The sequence below is a fragment of the Streptomyces sp. NPDC006798 genome, assembly GCF_040635975.1.
In the GTDB taxonomy this organism is placed as follows: Bacteria; Actinomycetota; Actinomycetes; order Streptomycetales; family Streptomycetaceae; genus Streptomyces.
This window is the reverse complement of sequence record NZ_JBEYIS010000095.1, coordinates 1-18,434: the sequence shown is the minus strand read 5'-3', so window position 1 is coordinate 18,434 and position 18,434 is coordinate 1. Positions and strand designations below refer to the sequence as shown.

The following is an 18,434-nucleotide window of genomic DNA, read 5'->3' as shown; positions in this document are numbered from 1 at the left end:
TCCCTCGTACTGGACGTACTTGGGAATCCCGACAACACAGCGATTGTGCGTGCCGGGCGTCGCGGGCCAGGCGGGACTTTCCGGACACGCCCTAGCCGCCGACCGCTGTCCGGTGGCGCCTTCGACCGTGAACGGGGCGCTCCCCGGACCGAGGACGACGACCACGGCGGGCTGAGGCAGTACCCGCAGGTCCATGGCCCGGCCGAGGCGATCCCGGAATCCGGCCATCCGGACGCCGGCGACCGCGGGCGCCCCACCGGGCCGGGCCACTTCCCATCCGGCGTCGGTGCCGTGGTCGCCGTCGGACCCGTAGTTGTCACCGGACCCGTCGCCGGACCGGCCCGCGCCTACGGCCCCGCCCCCGTCACCCCAGAAGCTCCGCCTCCTTCTCGGGGGAGATGCCCACTCCCCGGTTCGACGGCGGTCCCGGCAGGCTCCGGAGCCAGGCCCAGGTGTCCGCCACCGTCTCCGCCAGGGGGCGGCATCGCAGCCCCGCCGCCATGGCCCGGCTCACATCGAGGGTGTAGAGCGCCCCCAGCAGATCCGGCGCCTCCTCCGGCGGTACCCAGATCGGCAGATCGGTCCAGGGCGACACCCCCGCGTCGAGGATGCGCCGCGCCGGGGTCCACCGCAGTTCGAGCCCCTCCGGCCCGGCCGCCGCCCGCGCCTCAGCCGTGACCCGTACGCACTCCGCCAACACGTCCCCGAAGGTCACGCCCCGCTGTGCGCCGACCATGTTGTACGGACCGCTCAGCCCGGCCTCGGCCGCCGACAGGATCCATTCGGCCATATCGCGGATGTCGATGTACTGCACGGGCGCGTCCGCCGGTTCCGGCGCCAGTACGGCACCGCCCCGGACGGCCCTGGCCAGCCACCACGGCAGCCGGCCGATGTTCTCCCAGGGCCCCAGCAGCAGCCCCGCCCGGACCAGCAGCGACCGGTCCGCCCCGAACGCCCCGATCGCCGCGAGTTCACCGCCCCGCTTCGACTCGGCGTACGGCACGTCCTGGTCGTCCTCGGTGGCGGCGACGACCGGCGCGGACTCGTCGGAGTCCGGCGGCGCGGGCCAGGCGTAGACCGAACAGCTCGACACATAGACATAGCGGCCCGCCCGGTCCGCGAGCAGCCGTGCCGTGTCCCGTACGGCGGTCGGCGCGGCGGTCCAGGTGTCGACCACCACGTCCCACGTCCCGTCGGCGAGTGCCGCGAGACCGCCCGGCGCGGTGCGGTCGCCGACGAGCGCCGTCACACCCTCGGGCGCGGGCCGGTTGCCCCGGTTGAAGACCGTCACGTCCCAGCCGCGGTCGAGGGCCGCCGCCACGACCGCCCGCCCGGCGAACTCCGTTCCACCCAGCATCAGAAGTCTCATGGACCCGACCCTGCCCCCGGCGCGCCCGGCTGACCAGCCCTTCCGCTGATGGAGTAAAGCCCCATGCGCCCCACGCCTTACGGCTGTAACACGACAGTGGCAGCATGGGGCCACCATGTCCGACGCCCGGCCGCCGTTGCGCGCCCTCCGGGCCGCGATCTTCGCGGCGGTGTGTACGGCATTGTCCGCGACGGGGCATATCTGGATGTCCGGACATGAACTTCCGTCCGCCGTCCTGCTGCCCGCCTTCGTCGTCGCCGCCGTCACCGGCTGGCTCGCGGGCGGCCGTCGTCGCGGCCCGTTCTCCATCGGTACGGGGCTGCTCGCCGGTCAGGCCGCGATGCACCTCCTCTACTCCGGCGCCCAGGGGCACGCCGCGCCCGCCGGCCACCGGGGGCCCCGGCCCGAACCGCTCGCGGCCCTCGAACACGGCACCCCAGTGACTCGGCCCGGCGGGAGCGCGCGGTTCCTGCCCGACGCCGCCGATGTGCTGTCCGGTACCGGGGCGGGCATGATCGCGGTCCATCTGCTGGCCGCCGCGGTCTGCGGGCTCTGGCTCTCCCGGGGCGAGGCGGCGTTCCTGCAACTGGCCCGGGCCCTCGCCGCCCTGGCCTTCGTCCCGCTCAAGGCGCTGTTCGCGGCGGTCCGTACGCCCGAGGCTCCCGGCCGGGCCGCCGCGCCCCGGACCACGGCGGCCGAGCGCCCCGGCGGGATCGTCGTCCTCGGCCACACCCTGATCCGCCGGGGTCCGCCGGACCCGTTCCGCATCCGAGCCGCGGCCCCTGGAGCAGCCGTCTGACCCGGGGGCCGATTCCCCCTGTCCAGACAGATGCGAACGGGATCGTCATGACCCTTGACACCGCTGCCCCCGGCAGCCCCGAAAGACCCGGAAAGCCGGAGATATCCCCCTCGGTCGAGCCGCCCGCGGCCGACGAGTCCGCCGCCGAGCCGACTGCCGCCGAGCCCGCCGAGTCGCCTGAGTCGGCCGAGCCCGCAGAGCCCGAGCGGACCGAGTCGGAACGCGAGGCGCCCACCGGTTCGGCCTGGAGCCGACTCCGCCCCCTCGTCCTCCGGACGCACTTCTACGCGGGGCTCCTCGTCGCCCCCTTCATCCTCCTCGCCGCCGTCAGCGGACTGCTCTACGCGCTCTCCTTCCAGGCGGAGAGGATCGTCTACCGCGACGAGCTGACCGTCCCGGCGGGCCAGCGCTACGAGGGCACGCTCCCGCTGGCCGACCAGATCGCCGCCGCCCGCAACGTACGGCCCGACGGCACCGTCGTCGCCGTCCGGCCCGCGACCGGCGAGCGGGACACCACCAGGGTCCTGATGGACGCCCCGGGTGTCCCTGAGGGCACGACCCTCGCGGTCTTCGTCGACCCGCACACCGGGAAGGTGCGCGGCGAGCTGCCCTCGTACGGCAGCTCGGGCGCACTGCCGCTCCGTACCTGGCTCGACGAACTCCACCGCGATCTGCGGCTCGGCGAGTTCGGCCGCAACTACAGCGAGCTGGCGGCGAGCTGGCTCTGGGTGGTCGCCCTCGGCGGGCTGGCCCTGTGGATCGGCCGCCGCCGGGCGTCGCGGCGGGACCTCTTCCTGCCCGAACGCGGGACGAAGGGCCGTCGCAGGACCCTGTCGTGGCACGGCACGGTCGGTGTGTGGGCCGTGCTCGGGCTGGTCGTGCTCTCGGCGACCGGACTGACCTGGTCGCGGTACGCCGGGGAGAACATCGGCGCCGTCCAGGACCAGCTCGGCGGGTCCACCCCGGCGGTCTCCGCCACCCTCGGCGGCGGTTCGGGCGGCGGCGACGGCGGACACGCGGGCCACGGCGCCGACCACGGCGGCGCCTACCAGGGCGCGGACATCGGGATCGACCGGGCGCTGGAGTCGGCCCGCGCGGCCGGGATCGACGGACCGCTGTCGATCACCCTGCCCGCCGCCGGGACCGGCTATGTGATCAAGGAGACGGACACCGCCTTCCCGGTCCGGCTCGACTCGGTCGCCGTCGACCCGGCCGACGGCGCGATCGTCGACGAACTCCGGTTCGCCGACTACCCGCTGCTCGCCAAGGCCACCCGGTACGGCATCGACGCCCATATGGGAGTGCTGTTCGGCCTGGCCAACCAGCTCGTCCTGGCGGCTCTGGCCGCCGCCCTGATCCTGGTGATCCTCTGGGGCTACCGGATGTGGTGGCAGCGGCGGCCCACCAAGGGCCGGGCGCTCGGCGGCCGTCCGGTGCCGCGCGGCGCCTGGCGGAAGGTGCCGCCCGTACTGCTGCTGCCGCTGGCCGCCGCGGTCGTCCTGGTGGGCTGGTTCGTACCGCTGCTGGGGATCAGCCTGCTGGTCTTCCTGGCCGTGGATCTCACCCTGGGCGCGGTCGCCCGGCTCAGGTCCCGTCAGGCGGGCGTCTGAGAAAGGGCCGGGACCCTCGGTCTCGTATCGTGATACGAGACCGAGGGTCCCGACCCCTGAGACGGCTCGGTCTCACGCCGGGGGCGTACGCCCCGGTCAGGGCGCGTACTTGTACCCCACCCGGCGAACCGTCTGGATCGTGTGCCGGTGCTCGGGGCCCAGCTTCCGCCGCAGCCGGGCGATATGGACGTCGACGGTCCGGCCGTCACCGACGTGTCCGTACCCCCAGACCGTCGTGACGAGGTGGTCGCGGGTGTGCACCCGGTGCGGCCTGGCCACCAGATGGGCCAGCAGCTCGAACTCCAGATACGTCAGATCGAGGGCCTGCCCGTCCACCCGGGCCACCCGCTCCGCGGAATCGATGCCGACCGGCCCGTCCGCCCGGCCCGGTACCCCGGCCGGCGGTCCGGTCAGCGGTCCCGCGGGCTCTCCGGCCTGGTCCGGCCTCCGCGCGGCCGGGGCCCCGGCGGCGCCGGCCGCCACCGGCGCGAGGGCGGCCGGGGGCAGCTGGTCGGCCGGGACGAGGACCAGATAGCCGACCATCGGCGGCCGTCCCGGCAGGGTCGGTACCTGGCTCTGCGGCGCGGGCAGCCAGGTGGCGCCCGGCGGCAGCAGATCCGTCAGGGAACGGAGCGTTCCGGGCGGTACGACCTCGTCGGGGTCGACGGCCCGGAGCCGGTGCCGGGCCGCGCGGGCCGGACCCGGCAGCGCCCCGGCCCGGCCCGGGGCGGCGGAATGTCGCGGTGGAACGGCGGTGGCCGCCGAGAAGGTGCGGGAGTTGACGATGTTCGCCATGAGAGGTCAGCTCTCTTTCGCGCGGAGGATTCGACGAGTCGGTGGTACGGACGTACGTCGTGCGCGCTGGCCGAAGGCCGGGAAACCGGTTTTAGAGGGCCCGCGCGTTCATCGCGCGGCAACACACCCGGTCGAAGTCGTGGTGCTGCCGGGAAGGCCAGAACGGCTCCAGGTCGCTGGGACCTGTCGTGGGGTTCTGGGAGCCGGTCATGGGCTCATTGAACCAGATGAACACCGCACGCAGGAGGGCGATGCCCACGGACCGAGACGCGTATCTCATCACACTCGCAAGAGGTTTGACGCGCCGAAGGGGTGTACGCCCGTCCGGCGCACACCCCTTCATCCGTGACCTCGGCCCCTGCCCGCCGGATCCCCGGCGGGACCCCGGCGGCGGGGCGGGCTCAGACCTGGCCGGCCTTCTCCAGCGCCGTACAGCAGGTGTCCACCATCAGCCGGGTGACGACATACGGGTCGACGTTGGCGTTCGGCCGCCGGTCCTCGATGTAGCCCTTGCCGTCCCGCTCCACCTGCCAGGGGATCCGGACCGAGGCGCCCCGGTCCGAGACGCCGTAGCTGTACTCGTTCCAGGGGGCCGTCTCGTGCAGCCCGGTGAGCCGGTCGTCGATGCCCGCGCCGTAGTTCTTGACGTGGTCCATCGGCTTGGAGCCCTCGCCCAGCGACTCGCAGGCCGTGACGATGGCGTCGTACGACTCCCGCATCGCCCGGGTCGAGAAGTTGGTGTGCGCGCCTGCCCCGTTCCAGTCGCCCTTCACCGGCTTGGGGTCGAGCGTCGCGGAGACCTTGAAGTCCTCCGCCGTGCGGTAGAGCAGCCAGCGGGCGACCCAGAGCTGGTCCGCCACCTCCAGCGGGGCCAGCGGGCCGACCTGGAACTCCCACTGTCCGGGCATGACCTCGGCGTTGATCCCGGAGATGCCGAGTCCGGCCTTCAGACAGTTCTCCAGGTGGGCCTCGACGACGTCCCGGCCGTGGATCTCGTCCACGCCGACGCCGCAGTAGTAGCCGCCCTGGGGCGCCGGGAAGCCGCCGACCGGGAAGCCGAGCGGGCGGTCGCCGTCGAAGAAGGTGTACTCCTGCTCGATCCCGAAGACCGGCTCCTGCGCGGCGAACCGCTCGGCGGCCTCCGCCAGGGCGGCCCGGGTGTTGGAGGAGTGCGGGGTCATGTCCGTGTTGAGGACCTCGCAGAGCACGAGGACGTGGTCACCGCCGCGAAGGGGGTCGGGACAGCTGAACACCGGCTTCAGTACGCGGTCGGAGGCGTGGCCCTCGGCCTGGTTGGTGCTGGACCCGTCGAATCCCCACAGGGGCGGCTCGGCCCCGGCCTGAAGGATCCTGGTCTTCGATCGCAGCTTCGCCGTCGGCTCGGTGCCGTCGATCCAGATGTACTCGGCCTTGATGAAGGTCACGGTGTCGTCCTTTGCGGGTGCGGCGGGTCCACCGCAGCTTGGCAAGGGGCGATTTCTCGCCGGTTGCCCGTTTGTGAACCCTGTGTTACGCCCATCCGGTGGGCCCCGGGCCGTGCCCGGCCGGGCCGCCCGTGGCCGGGCCCGCCTATCCGTGCCGGAGCAGCGCTTCCAGACCTGTCCTCCGGATCCGCCGCGCCAGCTCGTCGGCGGTCGTCCCCAGTGCCCGCGCGGCCCGCTCCGGATCCCAGTCCGCCCCGCGCAGGGTGTCCAGCAGATGCCCCCGCCGTACCTGGGCCTCCGAGAGCCGGAACGTCTTGAGATACACCGTCCGCCCCTTGTGGTCCCGGATCAGCTCGCCGATGTGCTGCTCCCGGCCGGGGACGAACGGCGGCAGAAACCGCTCCAGGGTGAACCCGCCCAGGGTGTACACCCGCTCGAACCGGTACGCGCCGGCCAGCAGCCCCGCCGCCATCACCGCGTCGTGGCCCCGCGCCCACGCCGCCTCCGCCCGCCGGGCGGCGGCCCGCAGATCCGCCAGGTCCCGGATGCCCCGCCCGCTGCCCAGCCGGGCCTCGAACGCCGGGACCGGACGGCCGTAGACGGCGTGATGGTGTACCGACTCGCCGTACAGATCCTCGACCAGAGTGGTGTGCAGCGCCCGGTAGTCCTCGGGATGCGGTACGACAAACGCACCGGCCAGATCGTCCGCCGTGTACAGCAGTACGCCGCACTGCCCGGGATGGATCTCGAACACCCGCAGCGCCTCGTCGAGCCCCGGTACCGGTATGCCCGCGTACGCCGCCTGCTCGCGCGGGGAGAGACCCCGCGTCAGCGCCTCGCGCGACCAGGTCTCCCAGGCCACGGACGGACGGCGGAAGTGCAGCGCCAGATAGCCGCCGAGCGCCAGCTGGAGCGGCAGGAACCGCAGCCGGTCCTCCCGCGCCCGGCCGCCGCCGCCCCGGGCCGGGCCGCGCAGCCGCCGTACCGGGAGCCGTCGCGGGGAGACCGGTACGGTGAGCGGCCGCGCCGCCCCGAACCCCAGCCGGGTGCCGTACGCGGCGGTCGCCCCGCCCTCCCCGTCGCCGTCGGCGCCGTTCCCGGCCGCCGCCGACCAGTCGGCGACCAGACCGTGCGGAACGTACGCGACCTCCCCCTCGCACGGGTCCCCACCGGGCCCGGCCGCGCCGGGACCCCGGTACAGCCGCAGGCCCTCGACGGGCGCGGCCCGCAGCAGCGGCACCAGCCGGACCCCGCCCCACACCTGTGCCGGGCCGGTCGTCAGACCGGTCATGTCCAGAACGCTCATCGGCCCTCCCCGTCCGGCTCCTCTATTGACCGGCCGTTCCCGGACGGCACCTCTGCCGTCCGGCCGTTCCCAGCCCCCCGGGTACCGGACGTCCCGGATCCGGACCGGAGGAACAGCTCCGTACGCCGGTCCAGATAGGCCCGTAGTTCGGCCGCGTCCGTACGTCCCTCGGTGAACCGCGCGATCTCCACCAGCGCCGCCAGGTCCTCCGCGTCCCGGATCCCCACGGTCGGCACGGAAGGCGCCAGCCGCCGGACGTCGAAGGCGTCGGCTTCGTAGACCGGGTTCACATGGGTGACCACTGTCCGGCGCGCCGGATCGAGCCGGGTCCGCCAGAGCCGCAGCACCTCACCCGCGAGCCCCGGCGGCGCGTTGTCCCAGCCGTCCGAGACGATCACCAGCCGGTCCGGGGAATCCTCCAGCGCGTCCAGGATCCGGCTCCCGAGCGGCGTCGGCCCCCAGGGGCGCGCCATCAGCGGATCGGCCCGCCCCGAGGTCCAGTGGCCGCGGTACGCGCCCTCGGCGGCGAGCGCGCCCAGCAGGAAGCGCGCGGCGACGGCGACCGCGAGCGGACGGCGGCGCTTGACTCCGGAGCCGTACGAGGAATGGCTGTCGTCCAGCACGGCCGACACCCGCCCCCAGGTCCCGGCGTGGGAGCCCGCGGCCCGTAGGGCGGCGGTCCGCAGCGCCCGCTCCAGCCCGGCCCGGCGCGCGCGGCGTTCGGAGAGCGGCAGGGAGAGGACGTACAGCGCCAGCCGGGTCAGCGGCATCCCGGCCAGCCGGTCGTCGGCGAGCCCGGTCGCCCCGGCCGTCCGCAGCCGCTCCAGCCGGGTCATCCGGGGCGCGGCCCGCTCCAGGAACAGGTCCCGCGGTACGCGGTGGCGCGCGGCGAAACCGGCGGCGACCGTGAACGGCAGCTCGTAGACGGCCCGCTGGTCGTACCGGGCCCGGCGGTACGCGTCGAGCAGCGGATGCCCGTAGCGCACCCGGGCCCGGGGCCGGAAGAGGAAGTCGCCCAGCTCGCCGGGGACACCGGGGGCACCAGAGACACCGGGGCCCGCCTCCAGCACCCGGGACGGCAGATGGACGTGGCGTACGGCCGACTTCAGACCGCGGCGGTACTTGACCGCGTCGTGTCCCAGGTCCGGCCGGGCCGCCAGCCAGTCCCGCTGGATCGCCCGGGTCCTGCGGTTGTTCACCCCGGCCGCGCGCAGCGCCCGGAACAGCCGGTACACGCGCTGCGGCGGCAGCACGGCGAGCCGGGCGGCGATCAGCGGACCCTCGGCGCGCTTCTGCTCCGCCGTGGCCTCGCCCGCGGTGCGCAGCAGCCCCTCCACGATCAGGGCCGCGTTGTGGTCGTTGATGTCGAGCGCGAGGGCGGCCGCGTACAGGGGCCGGTAGTTGACCCGGACGTACTCGTGCAAAAAGCCCAGCGACAGCCGCTGCCCGGCCGCCTCGGACCGGAACTCGCGCTGCCCGGTGGCGGTGACCGCCGCGTTGACGAAGAGCAGTACGTCCTCTGCTGCCACGAGATCGGCACAGGTCTCGTCGGCGGTCGACGGAGCCATGGTCTCCCCAAGGGGCGCGGGGTAAGGGAAACCGGCCGGGGAATGGGGGTGCGAACAGCGTCGACAGTGCTTCAAAGGCAAGTTTCGGAAGTCGTACCGGAGTCCCGCGGCCGGTGCGGCTCAACGTAACATCATATGAATCTCACGGTCCTGTGGATAAACCCGGGGCCGGACGCCGGGCGATCGGCACACTGGGTCACGGCACATCGCCTACGCATCGCATCGCACGACACGGCGGACGACCACAGGACGTATGGGGACCATGACTTCCACGACGACGACATCGCGACAGCCGGACCCGGACCCGGACTCCGGGGTGACGGCTCCGTCCGGCCGGGCCCGGGTCGGCCTCTTCGGCGCCGGTCCCTGGGCCGAGGCCACCCAGGCCCCGGCCATCGCCGGTCATGACGGCGTCGACTTCGCGGGCGTCTGGGCGCGCCGCCCGGAGGCCGCGCGGGCCCTCGCCGAGGCCCACGGCACCACCGCCTACAGCGGTGAGGACGGCATCGGTGGACTGCTCGCCGCCTGTGACGCCGCCGCCTTCGCCCTGCCGCCGGACGTCCAGGCCCCCCTGGCGGCCAGGGCCGCGCGGGCCGGACGCCATGTCCTGCTGGACAAGCCGGTCGCCACGGATGTCGCCACCGCCCGGGAGGCGGCCGACGCGGTGGCCCGCGCGGGCGTCGCCTCCGTGGTGTTCTGCACCCTGCGGTTCGCCCGGGAGACCAGGCTCTGGATCGACCAGCAGATCGCGACCGGGGGCTGGTTCACGGCCCGCGCCCAGTGGCTCGGCGCGCTCTACGCCCCGGGCGGCACCAGTCCGTACGCGGCGTCGCCCTGGCGGCGCGAGCGGGGCGGCCTGTGGGATCTGGGCCCCCATATGCTCTCCGTGCTGATACCGGTCCTGGGCGAGGTGACCGCCGTGACGGCGGCCCCCGGCCCCGAGGGCACGGCCCATCTCGTACTGCGCCATTCCTCGGGCGCGTCCAGTACGGCCACCCTGGGGCTGAGCGCGCCGCCCAAGGCCGCGGCGGTGATCGTGGAATGCCTCGGGGACAGCGGTACGACGGTCATGCCCGAGTGGTCCGACCCGGTGGCCGCGTTCCGGGACGCCCTGGACGCCCTGCTGGAGAGCGCCCGTACGGGCCGCCCGCACCCCTGCGACATCCACTTCGGCACCCGGCTGACGGAACTGCTCGCCACGGCGGAGGCCCAGATGTCCGAGATATCCGCAACCGCCGCAACCGCCGCAACCGCCGCAACCGCTGAAACCGCCGAGACGTCCGAGGTGTCCGGGGCCGCCGAAGGGTCGGCGAAGCCGGAGTAGGCCGAGTGGCCCGCGGCTCCGGGGGCGGCCGTCAGGCCCGGCCGCCCCGGCGCAGCGCGTCCATGACCGCCTCGTCGGTCCTGGCCACCACGGCGGAGCCGTCGTCGGCGGTGATGATCGGGCGCTGGATCAGCCGGGGATGCCCGGCCAGCGCCTCGATCCACCGCTCGCGCGCCGCCGCGTCCCTGGGCCACTCCCGCAGTCCCAGCTCCTTCGCGGCCGTCTCCTGGGTCCGGGTGACGTCCCACGGCTCCAGCCCGAGCCGGGTGAGCACCTCCCGGATCTCGGCCGCCGAAGGGACGTCCTCCAGATAGCGCCGAACGGTGTACGAGGCCCCTTCGCCGTCGAGCAGCCGGACGGCGGTACGGCACTTCGAGCAGGCCGGATTGATCCAGATCTCCATGGCGACAAAGGTAGCGCGCACCCCGTCTGGCCAGGGCCGATTGTCAGTGCCGCTCGATAGAATGAACAACAGTTCGGGATGGTCCCGCCACCGCAGCTGGAGGTTGTCGATGGCCGTATCCAGACTCATGAGGAAGCCCGCCCGGGGCGCGCACACGACCCCGCCCGCACCGCTGACGAAGAAGCCGCTCCCCGCCGGACAGCCCCGGGAGTGGTACGTGACGCACAACCGCCGGCTGAAGGCGATGCGCCTCGCGATCGCCCTGCTGGACTCGGGCGTCTACCACCCGTCGACCGCCGACAACGCCCGGATCCGTTCCACCGCCGACCACATAGGCATCCATCCCCCCTCCGACACCACCTGCCGCATGGTCCGCGCCCTCATCCGCTACGGCCGCTGACCGCTGACGCTCCCGCCGCCCGTGCCCCCTCCGAGGGGGTACGGGCCGGGAGGCGTCTCCGGGGCGCGCGGCGACCGCGCGCCCGGCCTCCGGCGGTCCGCGGTCGCCGCGCGCCCCGGCGGCACCCCCCGCCCTCCGGCGCCCCCATATGGCCGCGCCGCGCACCCCGCAGGCCGTACGGTCATGTACCGCACCAACCCTCGGGTCCCATAGGATTTCCACATGAGTTCGCGAGCCGTCCCCGGTGGTCAGCCCAGTGTCAGCGTCGTCGTGATCACCTACAACGACGCCGCGCATGTCGTTGACGCCGTCCGGTCCGCACTCGCCCAGGGCGAGTCCGTCTCCGAGGTGATCGTCGTGGACGACCACTCCTCCGACGGCACCCCCGCCGCCCTCGCCGCGTTCGACGGCGAATCCCGCGTCCGGGTGATCCGCCGCGAGACCAACAGCGGCGGCTGCGGTACCCCCCGCAACGACGGCATCGCCGCCGCCACCGGTTCCCACGTCCTCTTCCTCGACAGTGACGATCTGCTCGTGCCCGGCGCCGCCGAAGGCCTGCTGGCCGCCGCCCGCGAGCACGGCGCGGACGTCACCGCCGGGGTCTGCGTCCGCCGTGAGCTGCCCGGCGGCCGGGAAACGGTCTGGGCCCCCGCGATCTACGACCGGGAACAGGGCGCCGAACTCCCCGGCACGGTCGTCGACGGCATCGCGGACCATCCCGAGCTGCTCCACGACACACTCTCCGTGAACAAGCTCTACCGGCGCTCGTTCCTCACGGCCCACGGCCTCACCTTCCCCGACGGGGCCTTCCACTACGAGGACTTCGTCTTCACGGCCGGGGTCTACGCCGCCGCGCCCCGGATCGCCGTCACCGGCATACCCGTCTACATCTGGCATGTCCGCCGCCGGGCGGCCACGCTCTCCATCTCCCTGCGCCGGGCGTCGATCGCCAACTGGGAGCACCGGGTCGCCGCGCACGCCGGGGTGGTCGAGGTCTTCCGGAAGGCCGGACTCGACGCGCTGGCGACCGCCGCGCGGACCAAGTTCGTCGACTACGACCTGCCGATGTACCTCCGGGAGCTGCCGCAGCGCTCCGCCGAGTACCGGGCGGCGTGGTGGACGGTGACCCGCGCCCATCTCGCGGAGTTCGACCCGGCCGCCCTCGCCGCCGCCCGGCCCGCCGCCCGCTGGTCCGCCGCCGCCCTGCTGCACGCCCCGGAGCCGTTCGGGGTGCCCCGGCTGGTGGAGCTGGCCGCGCCCCGGCCCCGGCTGATCCCGCCGTACGCCACCGGCCCCGGCGGTGAGCCCGTCTTCGCCGCCGCCCCCGGCGACGTACCGCTTGATGGTCTGACCGGGCCGACCGGGCCGGGCGGGCCGGCGGTGCTGCCGCCCGAGGAGCTGCCGGTCGCCGTCGACGGCCGGGTCACCATAGGTTCCGCCGTACGGCTGTCGATCACCGTGCACGAGCTGTACGGCAGGCTCGCGGCCCTCGGCCCCGTCGCCGCCACCCTCACCCTCACCGAGCGTTCCGGTGCCGCGCCCGCCCTGTCCGTACGGGCGCCGCTGCTCCCCGGCGACGACTGCTGGGAGGCGACGCCCGCCGTCCCCCTGGACGACCTGGTGCCCTCCGGGCGGCTCTCCGCCTGGGCGGTCGAGGTCCGGGTCGAGTACGCGGACGGCTCGTCCACCACCGCCGAGGTCCGCGCCCACGCCGCGCAGAACGCCCGCCGCCGGGTGGTCGTCAAGCGGGGCCGCCCCTTCCTCGTCCAGGCGGGAGCCTCGCCCCGGCGGGCCCTGGTGCTGCGGACCGCCGACGGGGTCGAAGGCGTACGGCGGGTGCTCGGCGGCCGGCTCCGGCGCCTGATCGCCCGCCGCTGAGCTGCCCCGACCGCCCCTGCTGAGCTGCCCCGACCGCCCCGCTGAGACGCCCCGCCCCGGAGCCGGGACGCGCCCGCCGCAGTCGCCCCACCACCCGGAGTCACGGAATCCGCTTCTGTCCCGCTCCGCGCGCCGGTGAAACGCGCCCCACAAGCCCCCGCACGACACTTGACTTTCACCCGGCTCCAACCCCGGCGCTTACCCGGATCCTTTTGGAGCCCACTCGTTCCGCAAGGTAATCTTTGCCCCGCGCCAGGATCCGCAAAAGGGGCCTGCGCGGCCTACAGACACCGGTGGCAGCACGTCGGTGACCCACGACCTGTGCCACGTTGGTTCGTGTGCTGCATTTTTGAGAGGACACGGATGCCGACACGCGATGTCCCGGATGTGAGCGTCGTGATCATCGTTTACAACGATGAGGAGCGGCTCCCCCGAGCGGTCCGGTCGGTACTCGACCAGACCCTCAACAACCTCGAAGTGATCATCGCCGACGACTGCTCGACGGACGGCACCGAGCAGGTCGCCCGCGCCCTCGCCGCAGCCGACCCCCGGGTCCGCTACGAGCGCCTGGAGCAGAACAGCGGCGGTTGCAGCGCCCCCCGCAACCGGGGTATCGCCGTCGCCCGCGCGCCGCACATCATGTTCCTCGACAGCGACGACGAGCTGCCCCGGCACGCCTGCAAGAGCATGCTGCTGGTGGCCGAGGAGACCGGCGTCGACTTCGTCACCGGTGAGGTCACCCGGTACTTCGAGGAGAACGACACCACCGGGCTCTGGTATCCGCGGCTCTTCACCCGGCAGCAGGTCGTCGAGGGCATCGCGGAGGAGCCCGACTACTTCTTCGACCACCTCTCCACCAACAAGCTCTACCGGACCGCCTTCATCCGGGACAACGGCCTCTTGTTCCCCGAGGGCATCCACTACGAGGACCAGCTGTTCTCCGCCCAGGCGTACACCCTGGCCGAGTCCTTCGCCGTGGTGCCCTGGTCCGTCTACACCTGGCGGCTCGCCCCGGAGAGCGTCTCCATCTCCTCCAGCCGCCACAAGATCCAGAACGTCCGGGACCGGATCGGGGTCGCCCGGCTGATCGACGCCTGGTTCGAGGAGCACGGCCACAGCGCCCTGCGCCCGGAGAAGGACTACAAGTTCCTCCGCCACGACTTCCGCCTCTACCTCGGCGACCTGCCCTTCCGTGATCTGGAGTGGATCGAGGAGTTCGCCGAGGCGGTCAACCCGTACCTCGACGAGATCGCCGAAGAGACCTACGACCGGCTCTCCCGCGAGGAGCGGATCTGCCTCCACCTGCTGCGCGTCGGCCGGCTCGCCGACCTCCAGGTGGCCGCCCGCGAGCTGGGCAGCGCGCTGATCGCCCCCCGCTTCGTCTGCGAGGGCGACGACGGCACCGTCTACTGGGGCACCGAGGTCCCCACCGACCCGCGCGGCCGGTCCGAGCTGAACCTCGACGAGCGCCACATCCGCGACCAGGTCCTCAGCGGCGGCCAGATCCGCCACGAGATCGAGTCGCTGGTACCCGACGGCGCCGTCCTCAAGCTCACCCTCCGCACCTACGACCCCGCCGGGATCATCACCGACGGCGTCGAGGCCAGCCTGAAGCTCGCCGCCCACGGCAAGCCCCTGGCCGTCCCGCTGGAGCTGCGCCCCGACGGCGACGGCCAGTACGTCTCCCGGGCCGGGCTCGACCTGCGCCGGGTACCGGTCGGCAAGGCCGGAGTCGCCGTCCGCCGCCACCCCGTGGTCGCCCTGGAGTACGACGGCGCCCGCCGCGCCGACCCGATCCTCGCCCCGCACGGCCTGCCCGCGCACCGCGCGTCGGTGACGTACAACACCGTCGGCGTCCACGAGGCCCTGGTCCGGCCCGAACTGCGCGGCCAGGGCCGCCTGGAGGTCTCCTGGCAGCGCCAGGGCGTCCTCAAGGCGCTCCAGCCGATGGGTCCGTACGCCCGCAAGGTCAAGAAGAAGGTCGGCCGGGTCAAGAAGGTCTTCGCCGGCAACGAGGGCAAGGCCACCGTCTACGACACCTTCTCCAAGCTGCCCCGCAAGCGCAGCCTCGCCGTCTTCGAGGCGTCCGAGGGCCGCGGCTACTGCGACAACCCCCGCTACATCTACGAGGAGCTGCGCCGCCGCAACCTCCCCATCGACGTGGTGTGGTCCTACAACGGCGACCGCTCCTCGTTCCCCGAGGGCGTTCCCCTGGTCCGCCGCGGCAGCTGGGCGTACGGCCGGGCCCTCGCCCGCGCCAGCTACTGGGTCGACTCCCACAACCTGCCCTACCTGTACGGCAAGCCGAACGGCACCCGCTACCTCCAGACCTGGCACGGCCAGACCCTGAAGGCGATGGGCTTCGACGTACCGTCGCTCCGCCAGGCCCCGGCCCCGGACCAGCAGGCGTTCCGCGACGGCGTGGCCCGCTGGGACTCCCTGGTCTGCCCCAGCTCCGAGTTCGAGCGGACCTTCGTCCCCGCCTTCGAGGTCGACGCCGAGCTGATCCGCTCCGGCTACCCCCGCAACGACGTCCTGGTCCGCTGGGCCGAGCCCGAGCAGCGGGCCCGCGCGGCGGCCGTCCGCGAGCGGCTGCACATCCCGGCCGAGAAGAAGGTCCTGCTCTACGCCCCGACCTTCCGGGACGCCGCCCGCGGCACCGGCCAGTCGATCCGGGTGGACTTCGAGGAGCTGGCCGCCACGCTCTCCGACGAGTGGATCGTCGTCGTCCGGGCCCACCCGTACGACCGCTTCAAGGTCGCCCCCCGCCTCGCGCACTTCCTCCGCGACGGCGCCGGGTTCCCCGACATCAACGATCTGCTGCTGAGCTGCGACGCCGTCCTCACCGACTACTCGTCGCTGATGTTCGACTACGCCAACACGGGCCGGCCGATCCTGCTCTACACCGACGACTACGACGACTACCGCGGCGGCGACCGCGGGATGTACTACGACCTGGAGGAGATCGCCCCCGGCCCGATGCTGACCACCACGGACCAGCTCGCCGCCGCCATGGGCGACCTCGACGGAGTGGCCGAGCGGCACGCCGACCGCTACGCCCGCTTCCAGGAGATGTTCTGCTCGTACGAGACCGGCTACGCCAGCAAGATCGTGGTCGACGCTTTTTTCGAAGGCGGTACCCGTGACTGAGGCCAACCCCCCGCGCAATGTCTTCTTCGTCGGTATCGACGTGGACTCCATGGGCGGCTCCCAGCGCGTGCTGCACACCCTGGCCCAGGGCATGGGCGACCGGGGCCACCGGGTGGAGCTGATCGGTATCCGCCCCAGCCCCGAGCCGTTCCCGTACAACGCCGACGGGCGTTCCTACGCCCATACGACCCTGCTCGCCGAGCCCAGCACGCCCCGGCCCCGGCCGCGTACCGTCGGCAACCGGATCAGCCCGGCCCGGCGGGCCGAGGCCCGTCAGCTGCGCTCCGAGCGCGACGACGCCCGGGCCGACCTCACCCGGCGGCTGGCCGCCGTCCGCGACGGCTATATCGTCTTCGGCTCCCCGTGGGCCGCGGACTGGGTGCTCAGCCTGGAGTGGCAGCACCTCAAGGGCATCGGCCAGTACCACGAGTCCTTCGCCCAGGCCCGCCGCGGCCCCAACCTGGGACTCATCAAGCGGCACTACCCGCTGATGGAGAAGTCGCTGGTGCTGAGCGACGGCGACGCCGAGGAGTTCCGCAACCAGCGGGTCCCCAATGTCTCCGTGATGCCGAACCCGCTGCCGTTCTACCCGGACACCGCCGCCCCGGTGGACACCAGGAAGATCGGCGCGGTGGGTCGGCTCGACCCGATCAAGCGGCTCGACCGGCTGATCGAGGCGTTCGCCGCCGCCCTGCCCGGCCGCTCCGGCTGGGAGCTGCACCTCTTCGGCGACGGCCCGCTGGAGGCCGATCTGCGCCGGGTCGCCGAGCGCGCGGGCGTGGCCGAGCAGGTCGTCTTCCGGGGCACGGCCAACGACATGGCGGCCGTCTACCGCGAGCTGTCCGTGGTGGCGATCAGCAGTGAGCGGGAGGGCCGCCCGATGGCCCTCGCGGAGGCCGCGGCCTGCGGCGTCCCCTGTGTCAGCTTCGACCTCTCCGGCGGCGTACGCGAACTCGTCGACCACGGCCGTACGGGCACCCTGGTGCCCTCCGGCGACGTACCGGCGCTCTCCGACGCGCTGGGCGAGCTGATGGACTCCGGCGAACTGCGGACCCGCTACGGCGCCGCCGGTCGCGAGCACGTCAAGCATCTGTCGCTGACGCGGGTCCTGGACCGCTGGGACCGGGTCTTCGAAGAGATCGACCGCTGACCGTCCGATCCCGCGTCGCCCTCGCTTCGGCTTCCCCTTCGCCGATCCCACGGGCCCCGGCCGCCGCGCCGGGGCCCGGCTCCCTACCAGGGCATTCGTGTCACAGCCCTGTCCCGGAGCGGCCGGGATCGGCCGGAGCCGGTCCCTCCATTGGTAAAATGCCCCAATGACCTGGCTCATCACCGGCGGCGCCGGATACATCGGCTCCCATGTCGTCAAGGCAATGACCGAGGCGGGCGAGGACGTCGTCGTCCTCGACGACCTCAGCACCGGCAACCCCGCGCGCGTGCCGCAGGGCATCGTGCTGGAGCGGGGCACGGTCCTCGACCGCGCCTTCGTGGACCGGGTGCTCCGCGAGCACTCGATCGACGGCATCGTGCATCTCGCCGGGAAGAAGCAGGTCGCCGAGTCCGTCGAGCGCCCCCTGTACTACTACCGGGAGAACGTCCAGGGTCTGGAGACCCTGCTGGAGGCCGCGGCCGAGGCCGGAGTCACCCGCTTCCTCTTCTCCTCCTCGGCGTCCGTCTACGGCATGCCCGACGTCGACCTCGTCACCGAGGACACCCCCTGCGCCCCGCTCAGCCCCTACGGCGAGACCAAGCTCGCCGGGGAGTGGCTGGTCCGGGCCGCGGGCAAGGCGCACGCCATCTCCACCTCCTGCCTGCGCTACTTCAACGTGGCGGGCGCGGCCACCCCCGAGCTGGCCGACACCGGGGTCTTCAACCTGGTGCCGATGGTGTTCGAGCGGATCGACGCCGGGGCCGCCCCCCGGATCTTCGGCGACGACTACGCCACCCCCGACGGGACCTGCATCCGCGACTACATCCATGTCGAGGACCTGGCCGACGCCCATCTGGCGGCGGCCCGCAAGCTCGCCGAGTTCTCCGCCGCGGGCGAGGTACGCGACCTCACGCTCAACATCGGCCGTGGTGAGGGCGTCTCCGTACGCGAGATGATCGGCCTGATCGACGAGGTCACGGGCAACACGGTCGAGGCCACCGTTACCCCGCGCCGCCCCGGCGACCCGGCGCAGGTCGTCGCCTGCGCCGACCTGATCCACACCGAGCTGGGCTGGAAGGCGCGGCACGAGGTCCGGGACATGATCTCCTCCGCCTGGGAGGGCTGGAACCGCAAGGGCTGATCCGCCCCGTGATACCCCGAGGGGGGCCGCCGTTGTCGCTGTCGGCGTACTCCAGCAGCTTCGCGGGGAGCCCGGTGTCCTTGAGCGCGTCGGCGATCGCGTCCCGGGTGGCGCCCC

14 protein-coding genes are annotated in these 18,434 nt (G+C 73.2%); 8 read left to right on the top strand and 6 right to left on the bottom strand.

What is annotated here, in order from left to right; genetic code table 11:
• Positions 1-364: 364 nt before the first annotated feature.
• Positions 365-1,369, bottom strand: a complete 1,005-nt coding sequence (locus ABZ714_RS33890; RefSeq protein ID WP_358829217.1) for an NAD-dependent epimerase/dehydratase family protein — start codon at positions 1,367-1,369, stop codon at positions 365-367.
• A 115-nt stretch (positions 1,370-1,484) separates the two neighbouring features.
• Between ABZ714_RS33890 and ABZ714_RS33885 the strand changes: the two genes are divergently transcribed.
• Positions 1,485-2,168, top strand: coding sequence for a hypothetical protein (locus ABZ714_RS33885; protein WP_358829216.1), 684 nt, complete (start codon positions 1,485-1,487; stop codon positions 2,166-2,168).
• A 47-nt stretch (positions 2,169-2,215) separates the two neighbouring features.
• Positions 2,216-3,778 carry a PepSY domain-containing protein gene (locus ABZ714_RS33880; RefSeq protein ID WP_358829215.1) on the top strand — a complete coding sequence of 521 codons (1,563 nt, stop codon included), beginning with the start codon at positions 2,216-2,218 and terminating at the stop codon, positions 3,776-3,778.
• A gap of 96 nt (positions 3,779-3,874) precedes the next feature.
• Here ABZ714_RS33880 and ABZ714_RS33875 read toward each other — a convergent pair whose 3' ends face one another.
• The 4 genes from ABZ714_RS33875 to ABZ714_RS33860 form a co-directional block, all read right to left on the bottom strand.
• Positions 3,875-4,564 (bottom strand): winged helix-turn-helix domain-containing protein, encoded by a 690-nt coding sequence (locus tag ABZ714_RS33875; protein WP_358829218.1) that lies wholly within the window; start codon positions 4,562-4,564, stop codon positions 3,875-3,877.
• 410 nt (positions 4,565-4,974) lie between these two features.
• Positions 4,975-5,997 (bottom strand): glutamine synthetase, encoded by a 1,023-nt coding sequence (glnII, locus tag ABZ714_RS33870; RefSeq protein ID WP_358829214.1) that lies wholly within the window; start codon positions 5,995-5,997, stop codon positions 4,975-4,977.
• A gap of 145 nt (positions 5,998-6,142) precedes the next feature.
• On the bottom strand, positions 6,143-7,303 hold the full coding sequence (locus tag ABZ714_RS33865) for a hypothetical protein (RefSeq protein ID WP_358829213.1): 1,161 nt from the start codon (positions 7,301-7,303) through the stop codon (positions 6,143-6,145).
• Positions 7,300-8,871, bottom strand: coding sequence for a hypothetical protein (locus ABZ714_RS33860; RefSeq protein ID WP_358829212.1), 1,572 nt, complete (start codon positions 8,869-8,871; stop codon positions 7,300-7,302). The genes ABZ714_RS33865 and ABZ714_RS33860 overlap by 4 nt, the downstream gene beginning before the upstream one ends.
• 253 nt (positions 8,872-9,124) lie before the next feature.
• Between ABZ714_RS33860 and ABZ714_RS33855 the strand changes: the two genes are divergently transcribed.
• The gene (locus tag ABZ714_RS33855) at positions 9,125-10,195 is read left to right on the top strand and encodes a Gfo/Idh/MocA family oxidoreductase (protein WP_358829211.1); all 1,071 of its coding nucleotides are present in this window, start codon (positions 9,125-9,127) and stop codon (positions 10,193-10,195) included.
• Between the two features lie 31 nt (positions 10,196-10,226).
• Here the strand turns inward: ABZ714_RS33855 and ABZ714_RS33850 are convergent, their stop codons facing one another.
• Positions 10,227-10,598, bottom strand: a complete 372-nt coding sequence (locus tag ABZ714_RS33850; protein WP_358829210.1) for an arsenate reductase family protein — start codon at positions 10,596-10,598, stop codon at positions 10,227-10,229.
• A gap of 109 nt (positions 10,599-10,707) precedes the next feature.
• Between ABZ714_RS33850 and ABZ714_RS33845 the strand changes: the two genes are divergently transcribed.
• The 5 genes from ABZ714_RS33845 (at position 10,708) to galE (ending at position 18,317) form a co-directional block, all read left to right on the top strand.
• Positions 10,708-10,998, top strand: coding sequence for a hypothetical protein (locus tag ABZ714_RS33845; protein ID WP_358829209.1), 291 nt, complete (start codon positions 10,708-10,710; stop codon positions 10,996-10,998).
• 222 nt (positions 10,999-11,220) lie between these two features.
• Positions 11,221-12,876, top strand: a complete 1,656-nt coding sequence (locus tag ABZ714_RS33840) for a glycosyltransferase family A protein (protein WP_358829208.1) — start codon at positions 11,221-11,223, stop codon at positions 12,874-12,876.
• 363 nt (positions 12,877-13,239) lie between these two features.
• Positions 13,240-16,026, top strand: coding sequence for a CDP-glycerol glycerophosphotransferase family protein (locus ABZ714_RS33835; RefSeq protein ID WP_358829207.1), 2,787 nt, complete (start codon positions 13,240-13,242; stop codon positions 16,024-16,026).
• A complete protein-coding gene (locus tag ABZ714_RS33830; protein ID WP_358829206.1) occupies positions 16,019-17,176 on the top strand; it encodes a glycosyltransferase in 1,158 nt (385 codons plus the stop codon). The genes ABZ714_RS33835 and ABZ714_RS33830 overlap by 8 nt, the downstream gene beginning before the upstream one ends.
• Before the next feature lie 166 nt (positions 17,177-17,342).
• On the top strand, positions 17,343-18,317 hold the full coding sequence (gene galE / locus ABZ714_RS33825) for a UDP-glucose 4-epimerase GalE (RefSeq protein WP_358829205.1): 975 nt from the start codon (positions 17,343-17,345) through the stop codon (positions 18,315-18,317).
• The last annotated feature ends 117 nt before the right edge of the window (positions 18,318-18,434 follow it).

What these genes read in the sequence shown, in the direction of transcription:
- ABZ714_RS33855 (WP_358829211.1), top strand. Translation starts at nt 9,125, where the DNA reads ATGGGGACCATGACTTCCACGACGACGACATCGCGACAGCCGGACCCG.
- ABZ714_RS33885 (WP_358829216.1), top strand. Translation starts at nt 1,485, where the DNA reads ATGTCCGACGCCCGGCCGCCGTTGCGCGCCCTCCGGGCCGCGATCTTC.
- ABZ714_RS33865 (WP_358829213.1), bottom strand. Translation starts at nt 7,303, where the DNA reads ATGAGCGTTCTGGACATGACCGGTCTGACGACCGGCCCGGCACAGGTG.
- ABZ714_RS33850 (WP_358829210.1), bottom strand. Translation starts at nt 10,598, where the DNA reads ATGGAGATCTGGATCAATCCGGCCTGCTCGAAGTGCCGTACCGCCGTC.
- galE (WP_358829205.1), top strand. Translation starts at nt 17,343, where the DNA reads ATGACCTGGCTCATCACCGGCGGCGCCGGATACATCGGCTCCCATGTC.
- ABZ714_RS33845 (WP_358829209.1), top strand. Translation starts at nt 10,708, where the DNA reads ATGGCCGTATCCAGACTCATGAGGAAGCCCGCCCGGGGCGCGCACACG.
- ABZ714_RS33835 (WP_358829207.1), top strand. Translation starts at nt 13,240, where the DNA reads ATGCCGACACGCGATGTCCCGGATGTGAGCGTCGTGATCATCGTTTAC.
- ABZ714_RS33890 (WP_358829217.1), bottom strand. Translation starts at nt 1,369, where the DNA reads ATGAGACTTCTGATGCTGGGTGGAACGGAGTTCGCCGGGCGGGCGGTC.
- ABZ714_RS33860 (WP_358829212.1), bottom strand. Translation starts at nt 8,871, where the DNA reads ATGGCTCCGTCGACCGCCGACGAGACCTGTGCCGATCTCGTGGCAGCA.
- ABZ714_RS33840 (WP_358829208.1), top strand. Translation starts at nt 11,221, where the DNA reads ATGAGTTCGCGAGCCGTCCCCGGTGGTCAGCCCAGTGTCAGCGTCGTC.
- ABZ714_RS33880 (WP_358829215.1), top strand. Translation starts at nt 2,216, where the DNA reads ATGACCCTTGACACCGCTGCCCCCGGCAGCCCCGAAAGACCCGGAAAG.